A 16,659-nucleotide genomic window follows, 5' to 3' on the forward strand; every position below is an offset into this window, starting at 1 on the left:
ATCCCTGAATAATCTGACGCCGGAAGAATATCGGCTGATGGCTGAGAAACCGGAAATCTCAAAAAGTGTGTGGAACTAAAGCTGGGATACTTACAATGCCTGTGAGCATGGCAGTGAGTAAAAGGACAACCTGCGTTGCATCGTATGTTCGACAACCTTTCACCTTGCTGCTCTGGGGGATAAGCTATTACGTAGCCGGATTGATCTCATTAAAATTTGACGACCCCGATCCACCGAGCGCTATCGTGTGGTTTTCCTCTGGTGTTAACGTAGCGATCGCCTAGGCTGTTCGCCGCTTCCAGATACCGGCTGGATAACCGGCAACTGGCTAACCTTACGCATTTTGACCATGCCGGAGCTGTGGATTGCCGCACAGGTATGCAGACGGGCACTTTCGATGGCCTGGACGCAGGGCTGGTGATGGATTACGCGATATATTGTGCACCCCGTGCCTCAGCGTATTCTCAAGCACAGGCAAACGGAAAAGAGGGAAAGCGACATGCCATAATTATTCTAACACAACAATTACTCATGCAATTTTTGGGTAAGGTCGAGAGTTCATCATCCGGTGTCTATAAAAAGACACCGGATAAATTAACGGGTGTTAATTAGCGCCCACAGAATGAATCGGCAACTCTTTCAAAGTGGACTTGTGGATTACCGAATTTTTCATCGCCAGGATAATTACATTCCTTTCTCTGCCTGCATATATAGTTGCCACTGCCATCGTCATTCCTTACCCATATATATCTTATGTTGCCACAAACCAAATTACTACCGCCGATAACATTGGTGGCTTTTTCATGAGTTATTTTTTTCATAGCGCCCATCCTTATTTTATATTAATGAAATACCAGAATAGCAATCTAAGGTGCAATTTCAAGTCATACAAAAGGAATGCGCCAATAATGGGATTATACTCTCCTTATGTAAGGATAATCCTGTTATTGTGCTATGAAGATTGGCGTGTTTAATGTTGTTGGAACGGAGAGCGCTGTGCTTAGGATAAATTAAAATTAACCTATGTATCCGTTGTTTTACATAGGTTCCAAATCGTCAAAGCAATGTAAATTCAGGGTAGGTTTTTGATTACTCTAAAAATATGTTACACCCCCAGGCTTTCTTGGTTGGCATCGTTTCCAAAAGGCTTCACTTGGTCAAAAAACAGGCGTAGAATCCTTGCGTCCAATAAACGGAGATAGTGAAGTATTATGGTTGATCGCGAGTTAACAAATTGGAAAGACTTCATCGATGAGATGTTAGGTAACTAACACCGCGATAGGGTTTAACGCAAGGCCGATTGGTTGGTTTTTATTTAAAGCACCATGGGTACAGCATCAAGTTTGTAGCAAAGCAGCCTCGGTTTTTCCGAAGCTGCTTTTTTACATCTGCTATTGGCTATCGTGATGGTGAGGCTGCGCCTTATTAGGGAAGCGGCGGCGTACCAAAACGAAGAACAGCGGCACAAAGAAAATCGCCAGAACGGTGGCTGAAATCATCCCCCCCATCACCCCGGTACCTACCGCATGCTGGCTGCCAGAGCCCGCACCGGAACTGATGGCCATTGGCAGAACGCCGAAGATAAAGGCCAATGAGGTCATCAGGATAGGGCGCAAGCGCAGGCGCGAGGCTTCCAGCGTTGCCGCCATCAAATCCTTGCCCTTAGTGTTCAGCTCGTTGGCAAATTCTACGATCAGGATGGCGTTCTTGGCCGACAGCCCGATAATCGTCAATAGCCCCACCTGGAAGTACACATCGTTTTCCAGCCCGCGCAGCCAGGTGGCCGTGACGGCGCCGATCACCCCCAGCGGTACCACCAACATGACCGAAAATGGGATCGACCAACTTTCATACAGTGCTGCCAGACACAGGAATACCACCAACAGCGAGATGGCATACAGCGCCGGTGCCTGGGAACCGGACAGGCGTTCCTGGTAGGACATTGCGGTCCATTCCAGACCGAAACCGGTCGGTAGCTGGCTGACGAGTTTTTCCATTTCATCCATCGCGGTACCGGTACTGACGCCCGAGGCGGCCTCGCCCACGATTTCTACCGTGGAGTTACCGTTGTAGCGTTCCAGACGCGGTGAACCATATTCCCAATGGGAAGTCGCAAAGGCGGAGAAGGGCACCATCCCACCGCTGTTGTTACGCACGTACCACTTGTTGATGTCCTCTGGCAGCATGCGGAAGGGCGCTCCGGCCTGAACATACACTTTCTTCACTCGCCCGCGGTCTAAAAAGTCATTGACGTAGGTGGAGCCCCAGGCGGTTGACAAGGTGTTGTTGATATCGTCGATCGACACGCCCAGCGCCTGTGCCTTACGCTGATCGATATCGATCTGCAATTGTGGGCTGTCATCAAGGCCATTATGGCGCACGCGCGATAGCTGTGGGTTTTGCCCAGCCAGTTGCAGCAATTGATCGCGAGCCTCCATCAGCTTGCCATGCCCCAGCCCGGCGTGGTCTTCCAACTGCATATCGAATCCTGAAGAGTTCCCCAGCCCGGTGATTGCTGGCGGGCTGCTGGCGATCACGCGCGCTTCGTTGATGTTGCTAAAGGCCTTGGTGGCACGCTCGATGATATCGAACGAACTATTGGCACCCGAACTGCGTAGATCCCAGTCCTTCAGGCGCAAGAACAGGCGTGCGACGTTCTGGCCGTTGCCGCCTGGCCCGGCACCGATGGTGGAGAATACCGACAGCACGTCGGCTTTCTCTTCGGTCAGGAAGTAGTGCTCGACCTTTTCCACCACCTTGGTGGTTTGCTGCAGAGTGGAGCCTGCTGGCAACTGTACCTGTACGGTGAATACGCCACGGTCTTCCTGCGGCAGGAACGAGGTCGGCAGTTTGATAAACAACAGTGCCATACCGGCCAGCAGCAACAGGTAGATCACCATGTAGCGGGCGCTGTGATGCAGCACGCGCGCTACCCCGCGTTCATAGCGTTCGGTGTTGCGGTTGAACATGCGGTTAAACCAGCCGAAGAAACCGCGCTTGCCGTGGTGATGGCCTTTGGCGATCGGCTGGAGAATAGTGGCGCACAGGGCCGGGGTGAGGATCATGGCGACCAGCACCGAAAGCACCATCGCGGATACGATGGTGATCGAGAACTGGCGATAAATGGCCCCGGTGGTCCCGCCGAAGAAGGCCATGGGAATAAATACCGCCGAAAGCACCATGGCAATCCCCACCAGTGCCCCCTGGATCTGCCCCATGGATTTACGGGTGGCGTCCCTGGGGGAGAGCCCTTCCTCGCTCATCACGCGTTCCACGTTTTCCACTACCACGATGGCGTCGTCCACCAATAGGCCGATCGCCAGCACCATGGCAAACATCGTCAGGGTGTTAATGCTGTAGCCAAAGGCCGAAAGGATGGCAAAGGTGCCCAACAGCACCACCGGAACGGCGATAGTGGGAATTAACGTGGCGCGGAAGTTCTGCAAGAACAGGTACATGACTAAAAACACCAGCAAAATGGCTTCCAGCAGGGTTTTTACCACGTCATGGATCGACGCCTGCACGAACGGCGTCGTCTCATAGGCGATCTTGGCTTCCAGCCCGTGCGGGAAATATTGTGAAAGCTCGGCAATCTTGGCTTTCACCAACTGGTCGGTTTGCAATTCGTTGGCACCGGAAGCCAGCTTGATGTTCATCCCGGCGGCCTGCAGGCCGTTGTAACGGCTGAGGTAGTTATAGTTTTCCCCGCCTAATTCCACCGTGGCAACGTCACCCAGAGTCACCAGCGAACCGTCCTGATTGACGCGCAGCGTGATCTGGCGGAACTGCTCCGGCGTTTGCAATTGGGATTGAGCGTTGATGGTGGCGTTCAGCGCCTGCTGATCCACGGAAGGGGAGCCGCCTAGCTGGCCCACCGCCACCTGGGTGTTCTGCGAACTGATGGCGTTGACCACATCCTGGGTGGTGAGCTGGTAGCTGGTGAGCTTGTTCGGATCCAGCCAGATACGCATGGCGTATTGTGAACCGTAAACGTCCATGCTGCCCACGCCGTTAATGCGGCTGAGGGGGTCTTGCAGGTTGGAGACGATGTAGTCCGCGATGTCCTGTTTATCCATGCTGCCATCGTTGGAGACAAAGGCCACCATCATCAGCGTGGTGTCGCCCGATTTTGACACCGTAACGCCTTGTTGCTGTACCGCTTGTGGCAACCGCTTGATGGCGGCTTGCAGCTTGTTTTGTACTTGTTGCATGGCTTCGTTAGGATCGGTGCCGGCATCAAAGGTCAGCGTCACCGAGGCCTGACCGGTGTTGGTGCTTTGAGACGACATATACATCATGTTGTCGAGGCCGGTCATGTTCTGTTCGATAATCTGGGTAACGGTATTTTCCAGCGTCTGTGCCGATGCCCCAGGATAGGTGGCGCTGATACGCACGTTTGGCGGAGCGAGGTTCGGATATTGTTCGACAGGCAGAGAAAAAATCGCCAACGTCCCCGTCAGGCAAAGAATAATTGCCAGAACCCAGGCAAAAATCGGGCGATCAATAAAAAAGTTGGCCATGCGGCATGAACCTCGTTGTGACTTGTTCTATTTTTGACAGCATCAGTTATGCTTATGCCTGGCACTGACTGGTGGCCGGGCTGTCGAAGAATTTGATTGTACCCAAAGGTGCTACAGCACTTTACTCGTCAAGCGCAGATAAAGCGTGGAGAAAAAAAGGAGATAATGTAAATAACCGTACTAGAAATCTACAGTTACACATTACGCCGTAATGAAACGCGCCATCATGACGATTTTATTGCGTTACGGTGAAATAATCAGGACGTTTTCCTCAGCAGGAGTTAAGCATGGAAATTAACCCGGTATTTGCTCGTCGTCTTTATCTGTGTTGGCTGATCAGCAGCAATGAACGTCCTAACGTTCCGCGCTTGATGGAATTGACCGGTTGGCCACGGCGTACGTTGCAGGACGTACTAAAAGCGCTGCCAGGCCTGGGCCTGGAGTTGCACTTTGTTCAGCAGGGGAAGCGTAATAACGATGGCTATTACCAGTTGGCAAACTGGGGCCCGCTGAGCCAAAGTTGGATTAATCAGCATCATGAGATGCTGCTGGCAGCCATTGGTTGAATGTTCCCCGGCGTGCCGGGGAAGCATTACTGGCTTTTCGCTTCCAGATACATCACGGTTGCTGCCACGCGTGAGCGCACATTGAGCTTACGCAGCATATTGCGGATGTGCACTTTCACCGTCTCTTCAGAAATATGCAACTGTGCCGCGACCTGCTTGTTTGACATGCCGCGCGCCACTTCCTGCAAGACATCCAGTTCACGCTCTGTGAGAGCGGCAAAGGGATCGTGCTGCTCGCTACGTGACGAAAGATAGTCCGCCACCGCATCGCTAATCACGTTCTGGCCCTCGGCGGCCTGACGAATATGTTCCAGCAGCTGTTCTGGCTCGCTGTCTTTCAGCAGGTAGCCATCGGCACCGGCATCGATCAGCGCATAGACATCGCTGCGGGAGTCGGAAACGGTCAGCACGATGATGCGTGCATCCACCCCTTCATCGCGCAATGCTTTCAGCGTATCCAGCCCGGAAAGCCCCTTCATGTTCAGATCGAGCAGGATCACGTCTGGCGTGAACTGCGTAGCCAGGGCGATTGCCTCTGCACCGCTGCTGGCTTCTGCCACCACGGTGAAAGCAGGATCTAGCCCCAGCAACTGCTTGATACCACGGCGCATCAACGGGTGATCGTCCACGATCATTACTCGGTAATTTTTTATCACAATAAAACGTGCTCCCTGTAGCGAGTAAAGCCACTGCGTACTGCCGGCAGTAAAGCTGACTCTTAAAATATAGTAGTAATTAGCATTGTCGTTCGGCTCGAATGGCCGCCGTGCAATGCAGTTAGCCCTTATGGCGGGAAACTAAGACAGACCTCCGTGCCCCCGGCATTGCCACGCCTGATATGTAACGTACCGTTCAGGCGCGTTGCGCGTTCGCTCATAATGGTTAATCCGTAATGGCCTTCCGGCTCATCCAGGCTGTCGATGCCGCAGCCGTCGTCACAAATGGTGATCTCGTTGTCTCCGCTGGGGGAGACTTCGCAATGGATCACAATTTCCTGTGCATCGGCGTGTTTGATGGCATTAAGCACGGCTTCACGTACGATCTGTAGCGCATGAACCTGCTGTTGGGCATTCAACGCCTGTGAGGCTAACCGACAGTGTAACTGAATCCGTGCGCTGGTCAGCAGTTTTAATGGTTCCAATACCTGCTGCAACGCGGCGTTCAGATCGGCATCCTGAATGCTCAACCGGAAGGTGGCCAGCAGTTCACGCAATTGGCGATAGGCATCCGCCAATGCCCGATCAAAATCATCAATGATCTCATCCGCCTGCGATGAGTGGCCTGTCAGGGTACGTTTGAGCAAGGTAAGCTGGATGCGCAGGAAAGTGAGGGCCTGGGCTAACGAATCGTGTAGTTCACGGGCAATGGTGGCGCGTTCCTCCATCAGCAGGAACTGCATATGCTGCTTTTGTGCTCGGTTAAAGTAAACCCCGCGGCTGAGCATATTGGTGACGCTTTGCATCAGGTGCGGATGGGGCGGCTGTTGCTCATGCTGCCAGCTCAGGCTGCCCAGGGGTTTGTTGTCTTGCATAATCACCTGCGAATGCCAGGCCAGTTCCGCCACGGGTTCACCACTGCTGACCTGCCATTGGCTGAGGCTGTCTTCCACATTGAGTTGGATGCAATGCAACTGTTCGCTTAACTTGATGATATGCAGGACCTTCTCAAACGCCCGCTGATCCAACTGCCCAACGCTCAGCGCCTGGGAGCAGCTGTAGAGCACCTCCAGCGTGCGGTTGGCCTGCTGTAGCCGCTTGGTTTTTTCCTGCACCTTCTGCTCCAGCGACTGGTAGAGCTTCGCCAATTCGCCAGACATGGTGGTGAAGGTTTGCGACAGTACGCCCAGCTCGTTTGGCAATGAAACGTCGAGCGGCGGATGATTAAAATCACGTTGTTGCATCCGCAGGCTGGCATCCACCAGGCGTTTGAGCGGGGTGACCACCTGGCGGCGCATAAAGCGGATGCAGAACAGCACCAGGGCAATGATGGCGATGTAGCCCATCACGCTGATCGTCGCCACGATGGTCAGTTTTTGTTCGGAGTAGCGTTGCAAAGCCAGGACAAAATGGTCGATCTGATTAACATAGCTGGCCACGTTGGCCTGATAGTTTTCCGGGTTCCCGGCCAGGATCTGTTTTTCCAGCACCAGCCAGGCCTGGCGCAGCGTCAGGTATTTTTGCCGCACATCGTCAGGCACATAAAATCGATCGAGTTTAAGCAGGGCCGGAGCCATCAGCGACTGCTGATACTGCACCAGGTGCTGCTGCACTTCAGCGGAGCCGTTAGTGAGCTCATACGCCAACCGGTAACTCTGCATGCGCAACGAGCCTGCGATATTGACCGCTTCGGCATCTTGCAGACTGCCGGCCACGGTGGTCAGAGCCAGTCCGGTGGACAGCACAGAAAGTATCACGATGCCAATCAGCGCCTTTGCCAGGCTGCCGGTCACAGAGCGTTTTACGAGCAATTAAGCATCCTTATGGTTAATGGCCGGGGGGTTATGCGCCGTCAAATTATAACTTTTGCTGGCAAAAAGCATGGCGATTTTGAACAAACGTATCATCCGCCGCCAAAAAATCTTCGCTATATAATTAAGTTAATAGCGTTTTGGCGGCCTACCGTTGGCAAAATGCCCTATATCGGCTATCAGTGATTGATCTGGCGCAAGTAATACCCACTTTTACCCCTTAAGGGTGATTATGTACTCCCTCCGATAAGCCTATTTTATCCTTGCCTCTTACCCGAGGTGCGAGACCAAAAATAATAAAGTCACACTATAATAATTTTTTACACGCGCGCGTGTTGCCAACTTTGAAGGATAACCCGAATGGCCGAATTGTCGCGACGCAGATTGCTCAGCGGACAATGGCGTCATCAAACTGATGCGATCCGTCCCCCGTGGTCGCGTGAAGCCCCTCTCTTCCTTGCGGGTTGTACCCGATGCCAGGCCTGCGTTAACGCCTGTGAAACCGGTGTATTGATCAGCGGCAGTGGCGGTTATCCCGAAATCGATTTCCAACGCGCGGAATGTACCTTTTGCCGACAATGCGCAGACGCCTGCGAAGCCCCACTGTTTTATCCACCACAGCACCAGCCTTGGCAACAATTGGCATCTTTTTCGGCCGTTTGCCTGGCGATGCAGGGGGTAGAATGTCGCAGTTGTCAGGACAGTTGTGAAACGCAGGCAATCCGTTTTCGGCCACGGTTAGGCGGTATAGCCCAACCGGCGCTCGAAGCGGCGGCGTGCAATGGTTGTGGTGCCTGCGTTGCCGGTTGCCCGACCTCGGCGATTGCAATAACCCGGAGTGAAAATAATGAGCAGTGAATGGCACGTAAGCGGGTTGATGGTGCAGGCTCGGCCTGACAAGTTCCCGGCGCTGATCTCGGCGTTGCTGGCAATCCCTGATACGGAGATTCCGGCACAGGATCAGCAGCAGGGCAAGCTGGTCGTCGTTATGCAAGCAGCACGCTCCCAGGCGTTGCTGGAAAAAATTGAGTCGGCGCGCAATCTGGAAGGCGTGTTGGCAGTGTCGCTGGTTTATCACCAGCAGGATGAGCAAGGTGAGGTAATGCCATGAAACTCAGTCGTCGAGACTTCATGAAAGCGAACGCAGCCGCGGCAGCTGCCGCAGCTGCCGGGCTGACGATCCCAACGGTCGCCCAAGCCGTGGTTGGCAGCGGTGACGAAATCAAATGGGACAAAGCACCTTGCCGTTTCTGCGGCACCGGGTGTGGCGTTCTGGTCGGTACCCAAAATGGCCGCATTGTGGCTTCGCAGGGCGATCCGGATGCTCCGGTTAACCGGGGCCTGAACTGTATCAAAGGCTACTTCCTGCCCAAGATCATGTACGGCAAGGATCGACTGACACAGCCAATGCTGCGCATGAAGAACGGGCAGTATGACAAAGAAGGTGAATTTACTCCCATCACTTGGGAAAAAGCCTTCGACGTTATGGAAGAAAAATTCAAAGGGGCCCTGAAAGAAAAAGGGCCAGAGGCGGTAGGCATGTTCGGCTCCGGCCAGTGGACGGTATGGGAAGGCTATGCGGCCTCCAAACTGTTCAAAGCGGGTCTGCGTTCCAACAACCTCGATCCAAACGCTCGCCACTGTATGGCTTCTGCCGTGGTCGGCTTTATGCGCACCTTTGGCATGGATGAACCGATGGGCTGCTACGATGATATCGAGCAGGCCGACGCCTTCGTGCTGTGGGGCTCCAATATGGCGGAAATGCACCCGATCCTGTGGTCGCGCATTACCAACCGCCGCCTGGGCAACGATAAGGTCAACGTCTCGGTCCTTTCCACCTTTGAACACCGCAGCTTCGAGCTGGCGGATAACGGCATGGTGTTCACCCCGCAGACCGATCTGGCGATCATGAACTACATCGCCAACTACATTATTCAGAACAACGCGGTTGACCAGGATTTCCTCAAGCAGCACGTCAATATCCGCAAAGGGGTGACCGATATCGGTTACGGCCTGCGCCCAACCCACCCGTTGGAGAAAGCGGCGAAGAACCCAGGCAGCGATGCTTCGGAGCCGATGAGCTTCGAAGATTACAAAGCCTTTGTGGCGGAATACACGTTGGAAAAGACCGCCGAAATGAGCGGCGTGCCAAAAGACCAACTGGAAGCGCTGGCAAAACTGTATGCCGACCCGAATGTGAAGGTCGTGTCTTATTGGACGATGGGCTTCAACCAGCATACCCGTGGCGTCTGGGCTAATAACCTTTGCTACAACCTACACTTGCTGACCGGTAAGATCTCTAAGCCAGGCTGCGGGCCATTCTCGCTGACTGGCCAGCCTTCTGCCTGTGGTACCGCGCGTGAAGTGGGGACGTTCTCCCACCGCCTGCCAGCGGACATGGTCGTGACCAATGAGAAGCACCGCCAGATTGCCGAACAGAAGTGGCAACTGCCAGCGGGCACCATCCCAGAAAAAGTCGGGTTGCACGCGGTTGCGCAAGACCGTGCGCTGAAAGACGGCAAGCTGAATGCTTACTGGGTGATGTGTAACAACAACATGCAGGCCGGGCCAAATATTAATGAAGAACGCATGCCGGGCTGGCGCGATCCGCGCAACTTTATCGTGGTTTCCGATCCGTACCCAACGGTGAGCGCATTGGCCGCCGACCTGATCCTGCCTACGGCGATGTGGGTAGAGAAAGAAGGAGCTTACGGTAACGCCGAGCGTCGTACTCAGTTCTGGCATCAGCAGGTGAAAGCACCGGGTGAGGCCAAGTCCGACCTGTGGCAGTTGGTGGAATTTGCCAAACGCTTCAAGGTGGAAGAAGTCTGGCCAGCAGAGCTGATTAACCAGAAGCCGGAATACCGTGGCAAAACCCTGTACGACGTGCTGTTCGTCAATGGTGAAGTGAACAAGTACAAGCTGGAAGAGATCCCGGCCGACCAGTTGAACGACGAGTCGCGCGAGTTCGGTTTCTACATCCAGAAAGGGCTGTTTGAAGAGTATGCCGGGTTTGGCCGCGGCCATGGTCACGATCTGGCCGCCTTTGATATGTACCATAAGGCGCGCGGGTTACGCTGGCCGGTGGTGGATGGCAAGGAAACCTTGTGGCGTTACCGTGAAGGAACCGATCCTTACGTGAAGGCCGGTGAAAGCGTGCGCTTCTATGGCAAGCCAGACGGCAAAGCGGTGATTTTCGCACTGCCGTTCGAGCCAGCGGCGGAAAGCCCGGATCAGGAGTTCGATCTGTGGTTGTCCACTGGCCGCGTGCTGGAACATTGGCACACCGGTTCGATGACTCGCCGAGTGCCAGAATTGCACAGAGCCTTCCCGGAGGCGGTGCTGTTTATCCATCCGCTGGACGCCAAGAGCCGCAATCTGCGCCGTGGCGACAAGGTGAAGGTAGTGTCACGCCGTGGTGAAGTAGTGAGCATCGTTGAAACCCGTGGCCGTAACCGCGTGCCGCAAGGTCTGGTGTATATGCCGTTCTTCGATGCCGCGCAACTGGTCAATAATCTGACGCTGGACGCCACCGATCCGCTGTCGAAAGAGACCGACTACAAGAAGTGTGCGGTAAAACTGGAGAAGGTATAAGGCCAACGGAATGAGCCAGCAACGAGATAAAACACCGGCCCGGCGTCGCTTCCTGCGGGATGCGGCTCGCAGTGTGGCGGGATTGGCAGGGATAGGCGTACTGCTGGGGCTGCAACAAAAGCAGTCTCAGGCACGTGATGGCCTGGCCCTGCGGCCGCCGGGAGCACTGGCCGAGGGGGCGTTTGATAGCGCCTGCATTCGCTGTGGTCAGTGTGTGCAAGCCTGCCCGTACCAGACGCTGAAACTGGCGACGCTGTTGTCACCGAAAGCGGCGGGGACGCCGTACTTCGTGGCGCGGGATATCCCTTGCGAGATGTGTGAAGACATCCCGTGTGTGGTGGCCTGCCCGAGCGGTGCGCTGGATCCGAACCTGACGGATATCGATCAGGCACGGATGGGGCTGGCGGTGTTGCTGGATCATGAAAACTGTCTGAACTGGCAGGGGCTGCGTTGCGATGTGTGTTACCGCGTTTGCCCGCAGATCGACAAGGCCATCACCTTGGAGCTGCAACATAACGAGCGTACCGGCAAGCACGCTATGTTTCTGCCGACGGTCCACAGCCAGGATTGCACCGGCTGTGGCAAGTGTGAGCAGGCTTGCGTGTTGGAGCAGGCGGCGATCAAGGTGTTACCGATGGAACTGGCGCGTGGCCAATTGGGTGAACACTATCGCTGGGGCTGGCAGGAAAAGCAGCGTGCAGGGCATTCACTGGTGCCGGAAGGTCTCACATTGCCGGCACGCGGCGTAAAGGGAGGTGAATGATGGCGAATCCAGTCGCTCAAGCCGGGCGTGATGCCCGTCTGCGCCATGGCTGGTTGCGCAGCAACCGCTTCCTGATCCTGCGTCGCTGTAGCCAACTGTTGATCTTGTTGATGTTTCTCTCCGGGCCGCTGTGGGGTATCTGGATCCTGCGTGGCAACTACAGCGCCAGCCTATTGATGGAAACGGTACCGTTAACCGATCCGTTGATGATGCTGGAAAGCCTGTTGGCCGGGCATTGGCCTGCCTGGTTGGTGTGGGTAGGCGCGGTAGTGGTGCTGATCTACGGCCTGATCGGTAATCGAGTGTTTTGCGGCTGGGTCTGCCCGGTCAACCCGGTGACCGATCTGGCGGCCTGGCTGCGTCGCAAGTTGGGTTTGCGTCAATCGGCCAGCCTGCCTCGTTCCCTGCGCTACGGCATTTTGCTTGTCGTGCTGGTTGGCAGTGCCGTGAGTGGCACGCTGCTCTGGGAATGGGTTAATCCGGTTGCCCTGATGGGGCGCGGGCTGATCCACGGCAGTGAGGAAGGCGCTTTAGGTTGGCTGAAAGGGTTGGGTGCCGCATTTGGTGCTGGCATCTGGCTGATTGTGGCGCTGTTCCTGTTCGATCTGCTGGTGGTCGAACACGGCTGGTGTGGCCATCTTTGCCCAATGGGAGCGCTGTATGGCGTCATTGGTAGCCAGGGTGTGGTGCAGATCAGCGCGGAGCAGCGTGACAACTGTACTCGCTGCATGGATTGTTTTCATGTTTGCCCAGAACCGCAGATCCTGCGTGAGCCGTTATTAGTAAAAAAAGGTACACCACGGGTTGCCAGTGATGCCTGTATTGCCTGCGGACGTTGTATCGACGTTTGTGCAGAAAACGTATTCGAAATTAAGAGCAAATTTCATTATTCGGGAGCCAAAAAATGACCAGCAATGTCCTGAAAAAGCAGCTTTCCCTGTGGGGCGCGCTGTTAACACTGGTAGTTGCCAGTGCCGCGTTTGCCGCCAGTGATGTCGATTTCAAGCAATCGCCAGAGGTTTCCGGCACGGCTGAAGGGCAGATAAAAATGCCCAAGCAGCAGGAAAAGATGGCGCTAAACTATGTCAACCAGCCGCCGATGATCCCACACAGCGTCGACGGCTACCAAATTTCCAAAAATACTAACCGCTGCTTGCAGTGCCACGGCGTGGAGCACTATCGTACCACCGGCGCACCGCGTATCAGCCCGACACACTTTATGGACAGCGATGGCAAGGTGCTGGGGGAAGTTGCTCCACGCCGTTACTTCTGTCTGCAATGTCACGTACCACAAACCGATGCGGCACCAATCATCGGCAATGATTTCAAGCCTATGCAGGGCTTTGGGCACTAAGCGGGGGAGCTATGGCCGAACGTAATACCACAACATCCGAGAAAAAGGCCGGACCGATCCGCCGTCTATGGCGCTGGTGGCGCAGGCCGAGCAGGCTGGCCCTGGGGACTTTGCTGCTGTTGGGCTTTGTCGCCGGGATCGTTTTCTGGGGCGGTTTCAACACCGGTATGGAAGCGGCCAACACCGAAAAATTCTGTATCAGCTGCCACGAGATGCGTGAAAACGTCTACGAAGAGTATATGGAGACGGTGCACTACAACAACCGCAGTGGGGTACGCGCCACCTGCCCGGATTGCCACGTTCCGCATGAGTGGGCACCGAAGATGCTGCGTAAGCTGAAGGCCAGTAAAGAGCTGTACGCCAAGGTGTTTGGCATTATCGGCACGCCGCAGAAGTTTGAAGAGCATCGTCTGGCCATGGCCAGCAACGAATGGGCGCGTATGAAGGCCAATAACTCGCAGGAGTGCCGTAACTGCCACAACTTCGAGTATATGGATTTCACCGCGCAGAAAACCGTGGCGGCCAAGATGCATGACAAAGCGATAACCGAAGGCAAAACCTGTATCGACTGCCATAAAGGGATCGCACATAAACTGCCAGATATGCACGGAGTCCCTAACGGCTTCTAACTCTGGTGGATATCAACCCCGCAGTGCTGTAAGGCCTGCGGGGTTTTTTGTTGCAAATCCGCCGTGGCTGCGCTTTGCTAGTAACCAAAGGTTGCAGTGCGTTGGCTAAAGCAGAAGGGTATATGTCGTCAAAAATTGAAAATATCAGAAAGCAGCTGTTGTCGGACAACTGGTACGTATTGAATAAATATACGTTTGAGTTAAAACGTAAAAATGGCGGAACCATCGAACAGGTGCGCGAGGTCTATGACCGGGGTAACGGGGCGACCATTTTGCTGTATAACCGCGCCAAGGGCACCGTGGTGCTGACCAACCAGTTCCGTATGCCGACCTACGTTAACGGCAATACCACGGGCATGCTGTTGGAAGCCTGCGCCGGGCTGCTGGATGACGATCAGCCTGAACAGTGCGCCCGCCGTGAAGCGGTAGAAGAAACCGGTTTTCAGGTTTCGCAGGTGCAAAAGATCTTTGAGGCTTACATGTCACCGGGTGGCGTGACGGAAATACTGCACTTCTTTATTGCCGAGTACCAGGATGATGAACGGCAAACCAGCGGTGGTGGCATCGAGGATGAAGATATTGAAGTGGTGGAATTGCCGTTTAGTGAGGCAATCGCGATGATCGCCGACGGTCGCCTCAAGGATGGCAAGACTATCATGCTGTTGCAGTATTTGCAGATCCATCGGGTGATGGAGTAGTTTCCCTCACCCCAACCCTCTCCCACAGGGAGAGGGAGCTGTTTGCCCCAGCTCTTTTTCAGGTAAATAGATAATCTCAGCAAACTCGAGCGACCCCCAATCCAATGCGTATCGCCGAATTTTCGAGCCACGTAAGGGATTAGGAAGAAGAAAGATAGGGTATTACACAGAGTAATCAACGAACTCGATCGGTCCCCTCTCCCTGTGGGAGAGGGTTAGGGTGAGGGGCAATTGCTTGCCGATCTCACTTATTTATCATTGCATTACAGCTGTGATATCAGCATGTCTTCCAGTTTCTGCTGGTCTACGGCGAACAGGCGAATGCCTTCGGCCAACTTCTCAACCGCCATGGCATCCTGATTATGCAGCCAGCGGAATTCGGCTTCGGCCAAAGGTGCAGGTTGATGGAACCCTTCAACCGATGGCGTCAGTTTACGTTCGATAGGCTGATTGCTTTGCTTCAACTCTTCCAGCAGGTTTGGCGCAATGGTCAAACGGTCACACCCCGCCAACGCCAGGATCTGCTCAACCTTACGGAAGCTGGCCCCCATGATCACGGTCTGATAGCGGTGCTGTTTGTAGTATTCATAAATGGTACGAACGGACTTCACGCCCGGATCCTGTTCTGCATCGTAATCGGACATCGGCTGTCTGGCCTGATACCAATCGTAGATACGGCCAACGAACGGTGAAATCAGATAGACACCGGCTTCGGCGCAGGCGCGAGCCTGAGCAAAGGAGAACAGCAGCGTCAGATTAGTGTTGATGCCTTCTTTTTCCAACTCTTCGGCCGCCTTGATCCCTTCCCAGGTGGCCGCCAGCTTGATCAGAATGCGGGATTTATCGATCCCCTGGTTTTGATACATGCCGATCAGCTTGCGGGCTTTGGCCACGCACATACCGCGATCGAAGGATAGGCGAGCATCCACTTCGGTGGAGATACGGCCCGGCACGCTTTTTAGAATTTCTACCCCGATATTCACCGCCAGTCTGTCACTGGCGTTAATCAACTGGGTTTCTTTGTTGCCGCCTTGCTGGCGGGCGTACTCCAGCGCTTCGGTGATCAGCGACTTATACTGCGGCAGCGCCGCGGCCTTGAGGATCAACGAAGGGTTGGTGGTGGCATCCTGCGGTTCGAACTGACGGATGGACTCGATATCACCGCTGTCGGCAACGACTACGGTCAACTGTTTAAGTGCGTCTAACTGATTCATTTATAAGCTCCTTGCTTACCCGTCGTCTTTCAAGCTGCAACTTGAAATCCATAGGGTAAAGATAAATAAGAACGATTTTCATTAATTATGAAACACACTGCACCATTTAGTCAGTGAATGAAATACGCTTTTTCTGATTGCTGCAATGGATAGAAACAATGGGGGGGCGTGAATGCAGACTGGCTGCGGGTCCCCACGCATTGATGCTTTATCGGCATTGGGTTCAGCGTTGGCCAACGACCTGTTCATAATAACCGATCCTGGCCACCTTGGGTGCCGATCCCCCTCCTTCAAATTCAGAGCTCAACCAGGCTTCGACAATCGATTTCGCCAGTTCCGGGCCTATGACGCGTGCGCCAAGCGTGATGATTTGTGCATCGTTGCTTTTACGTGCGCGCTGTGCCGAATAGGTATCATGGCACTGTGCCGCGCGGATCCCCGGGACCTTGTTGGCCACAATGCTCATGCCAATACCGGTGCCACACAGCAAAATGCCGCGTTGGTGTTTCCCATCCTTAATGCCCTGTGCCACCTGAAAGGCGATATCGGGATAACCGATGGGTGCCGTATCGCTTCCCGGTGAGTAGTCGGTGACCGGAATATCGCGCTGTTGCAGAAAAGCAACGATCACATTCTTCAGTTCAATGGCGGCATCATCGGCGCCAATCGCAATAGGCTGCATAAACATCTCCTGCTGATCAAGGGTAAGGCTGACGATCCCCGGTGGCGCGTCATGGCTATTACCATAACCATGATTTATCAAATGTTCAATTGATGTTCATTTGTTTTTGTTTCTGTTAAGGGCGTATGGCCACTAAAGGTGATTAATATCACGAATAAATCGGCTTAAAGGC

Annotated in this window: 16 protein-coding genes and 1 pseudogene; 11 read left to right on the forward strand and 6 right to left on the reverse strand. The window is 54.3% G+C overall.

Annotated features, from left to right (window positions below):
• Window positions 1-79, forward strand: a pseudogene (locus ABIE29_RS22185) (integrase); the annotation flags it as partial.
• Between the two features lie 529 nt (window positions 80-608).
• Here ABIE29_RS22185 and ABIE29_RS22190 read toward each other — a convergent pair.
• A complete protein-coding gene (locus ABIE29_RS22190) occupies window positions 609-821 on the reverse strand; it encodes a hypothetical protein (RefSeq protein WP_429621361.1) in 213 nt (70 codons plus the stop codon).
• 390 nt (window positions 822-1,211) lie between these two features.
• Here ABIE29_RS22190 and ypfM point away from each other — a divergent pair, with 390 nt between their 5' ends.
• Complete coding sequence (gene ypfM / locus ABIE29_RS22195; RefSeq protein ID WP_138106377.1) at window positions 1,212-1,271, forward strand: protein YpfM; 60 nt, start codon at window positions 1,212-1,214, stop codon at window positions 1,269-1,271.
• A gap of 120 nt (window positions 1,272-1,391) precedes the next feature.
• Here ypfM and acrD read toward each other — a convergent pair whose 3' ends face one another.
• Complete coding sequence (gene acrD / locus ABIE29_RS22200) at window positions 1,392-4,520, reverse strand: multidrug efflux RND transporter permease AcrD (protein WP_429621363.1); 3,129 nt, start codon at window positions 4,518-4,520, stop codon at window positions 1,392-1,394.
• A 287-nt stretch (window positions 4,521-4,807) separates the two neighbouring features.
• Between acrD and ABIE29_RS22205 the strand changes: the two genes are divergently transcribed.
• On the forward strand, window positions 4,808-5,086 hold the full coding sequence (locus ABIE29_RS22205) for a winged helix-turn-helix domain-containing protein (protein WP_065686518.1): 279 nt from the start codon (window positions 4,808-4,810) through the stop codon (window positions 5,084-5,086).
• A gap of 26 nt (window positions 5,087-5,112) precedes the next feature.
• Here ABIE29_RS22205 and narP read toward each other — a convergent pair whose 3' ends face one another.
• A complete protein-coding gene (gene narP, locus ABIE29_RS22210) occupies window positions 5,113-5,745 on the reverse strand; it encodes a nitrate/nitrite response regulator protein NarP (protein ID WP_429621447.1) in 633 nt (210 codons plus the stop codon).
• A 125-nt stretch (window positions 5,746-5,870) separates the two neighbouring features.
• Window positions 5,871-7,553, reverse strand: a complete 1,683-nt coding sequence (narQ, locus tag ABIE29_RS22215) for a nitrate/nitrite two-component system sensor histidine kinase NarQ (RefSeq protein WP_429621366.1) — start codon at window positions 7,551-7,553, stop codon at window positions 5,871-5,873.
• A 360-nt stretch (window positions 7,554-7,913) separates the two neighbouring features.
• Here narQ and napF point away from each other — a divergent pair, with 360 nt between their 5' ends.
• The 8 genes from napF to nudK all read left to right on the forward strand — a co-directional run bounded on the left by napF (window position 7,914) and on the right by nudK (window position 14,591).
• Window positions 7,914-8,411, forward strand: coding sequence for a ferredoxin-type protein NapF (napF, locus tag ABIE29_RS22220; RefSeq protein WP_429621368.1), 498 nt, complete (start codon window positions 7,914-7,916; stop codon window positions 8,409-8,411).
• Entirely contained in the window at window positions 8,398-8,664 is a 267-nt protein-coding gene (gene napD / locus ABIE29_RS22225; RefSeq protein ID WP_166735081.1) for a chaperone NapD, read from the forward strand. Before napF ends, napD begins: the two co-directional genes overlap by 14 nt.
• On the forward strand, window positions 8,661-11,147 hold the full coding sequence (gene napA / locus ABIE29_RS22230; RefSeq protein WP_429621370.1) for a nitrate reductase catalytic subunit NapA: 2,487 nt from the start codon (window positions 8,661-8,663) through the stop codon (window positions 11,145-11,147). Before napD ends, napA begins: the two co-directional genes overlap by 4 nt.
• A 10-nt stretch (window positions 11,148-11,157) precedes the next feature.
• A complete protein-coding gene (gene napG, locus ABIE29_RS22235) occupies window positions 11,158-11,910 on the forward strand; it encodes a ferredoxin-type protein NapG (protein ID WP_429621372.1) in 753 nt (250 codons plus the stop codon).
• Complete coding sequence (gene napH / locus ABIE29_RS22240) at window positions 11,910-12,818, forward strand: quinol dehydrogenase ferredoxin subunit NapH (RefSeq protein ID WP_429621449.1); 909 nt, start codon at window positions 11,910-11,912, stop codon at window positions 12,816-12,818. Before napG ends, napH begins: the two co-directional genes overlap by 1 nt.
• Window positions 12,815-13,264, forward strand: coding sequence for a nitrate reductase cytochrome c-type subunit (gene napB / locus ABIE29_RS22245; protein WP_429621374.1), 450 nt, complete (start codon window positions 12,815-12,817; stop codon window positions 13,262-13,264). Before napH ends, napB begins: the two co-directional genes overlap by 4 nt.
• A gap of 11 nt (window positions 13,265-13,275) precedes the next feature.
• Entirely contained in the window at window positions 13,276-13,893 is a 618-nt protein-coding gene (gene napC / locus ABIE29_RS22250) for a cytochrome c-type protein NapC (protein WP_429621376.1), read from the forward strand.
• A 122-nt stretch (window positions 13,894-14,015) separates the two neighbouring features.
• Window positions 14,016-14,591 (forward strand): GDP-mannose pyrophosphatase NudK, encoded by a 576-nt coding sequence (gene nudK, locus ABIE29_RS22255; RefSeq protein ID WP_429621378.1) that lies wholly within the window; start codon window positions 14,016-14,018, stop codon window positions 14,589-14,591.
• Between the two features lie 263 nt (window positions 14,592-14,854).
• Here the strand turns inward: nudK and tal are convergent, their stop codons facing one another.
• Window positions 14,855-15,805 (reverse strand): transaldolase, encoded by a 951-nt coding sequence (gene tal, locus ABIE29_RS22260; protein WP_429621380.1) that lies wholly within the window; start codon window positions 15,803-15,805, stop codon window positions 14,855-14,857.
• A gap of 223 nt (window positions 15,806-16,028) precedes the next feature.
• On the reverse strand, window positions 16,029-16,487 hold the full coding sequence (gene rpiB, locus ABIE29_RS22265; RefSeq protein ID WP_024484504.1) for a ribose 5-phosphate isomerase B: 459 nt from the start codon (window positions 16,485-16,487) through the stop codon (window positions 16,029-16,031).
• Between the last annotated feature and the right edge of the window lie 172 nt (window positions 16,488-16,659).

The sequence above is a fragment of the Serratia sp. 2723 genome (assembly GCF_050434425.1).
In the GTDB taxonomy this organism is placed as follows: Bacteria; Pseudomonadota; Gammaproteobacteria; order Enterobacterales; family Enterobacteriaceae; genus Chania.

Coding starts and splice junctions, on each gene's coding strand:
- ABIE29_RS22190 (WP_429621361.1), bottom strand. CDS start 821: ATGAAAAAAATAACTCATGAAAAAGCCACCAATGTTATCGGCGGTAGT.
- acrD (WP_429621363.1), bottom strand. CDS start 4,520: ATGGCCAACTTTTTTATTGATCGCCCGATTTTTGCCTGGGTTCTGGCA.
- ABIE29_RS22205 (WP_065686518.1), top strand. CDS start 4,808: ATGGAAATTAACCCGGTATTTGCTCGTCGTCTTTATCTGTGTTGGCTG.
- napF (WP_429621368.1), top strand. CDS start 7,914: ATGGCCGAATTGTCGCGACGCAGATTGCTCAGCGGACAATGGCGTCAT.
- napA (WP_429621370.1), top strand. CDS start 8,661: ATGAAACTCAGTCGTCGAGACTTCATGAAAGCGAACGCAGCCGCGGCA.
- napG (WP_429621372.1), top strand. CDS start 11,158: ATGAGCCAGCAACGAGATAAAACACCGGCCCGGCGTCGCTTCCTGCGG.
- napH (WP_429621449.1), top strand. CDS start 11,910: ATGGCGAATCCAGTCGCTCAAGCCGGGCGTGATGCCCGTCTGCGCCAT.
- napB (WP_429621374.1), top strand. CDS start 12,815: ATGACCAGCAATGTCCTGAAAAAGCAGCTTTCCCTGTGGGGCGCGCTG.
- napC (WP_429621376.1), top strand. CDS start 13,276: ATGGCCGAACGTAATACCACAACATCCGAGAAAAAGGCCGGACCGATC.
- nudK (WP_429621378.1), top strand. CDS start 14,016: ATGTCGTCAAAAATTGAAAATATCAGAAAGCAGCTGTTGTCGGACAAC.
- tal (WP_429621380.1), bottom strand. CDS start 15,805: ATGAATCAGTTAGACGCACTTAAACAGTTGACCGTAGTCGTTGCCGAC.
- rpiB (WP_024484504.1), bottom strand. CDS start 16,487: ATGCAGCCTATTGCGATTGGCGCCGATGATGCCGCCATTGAACTGAAG.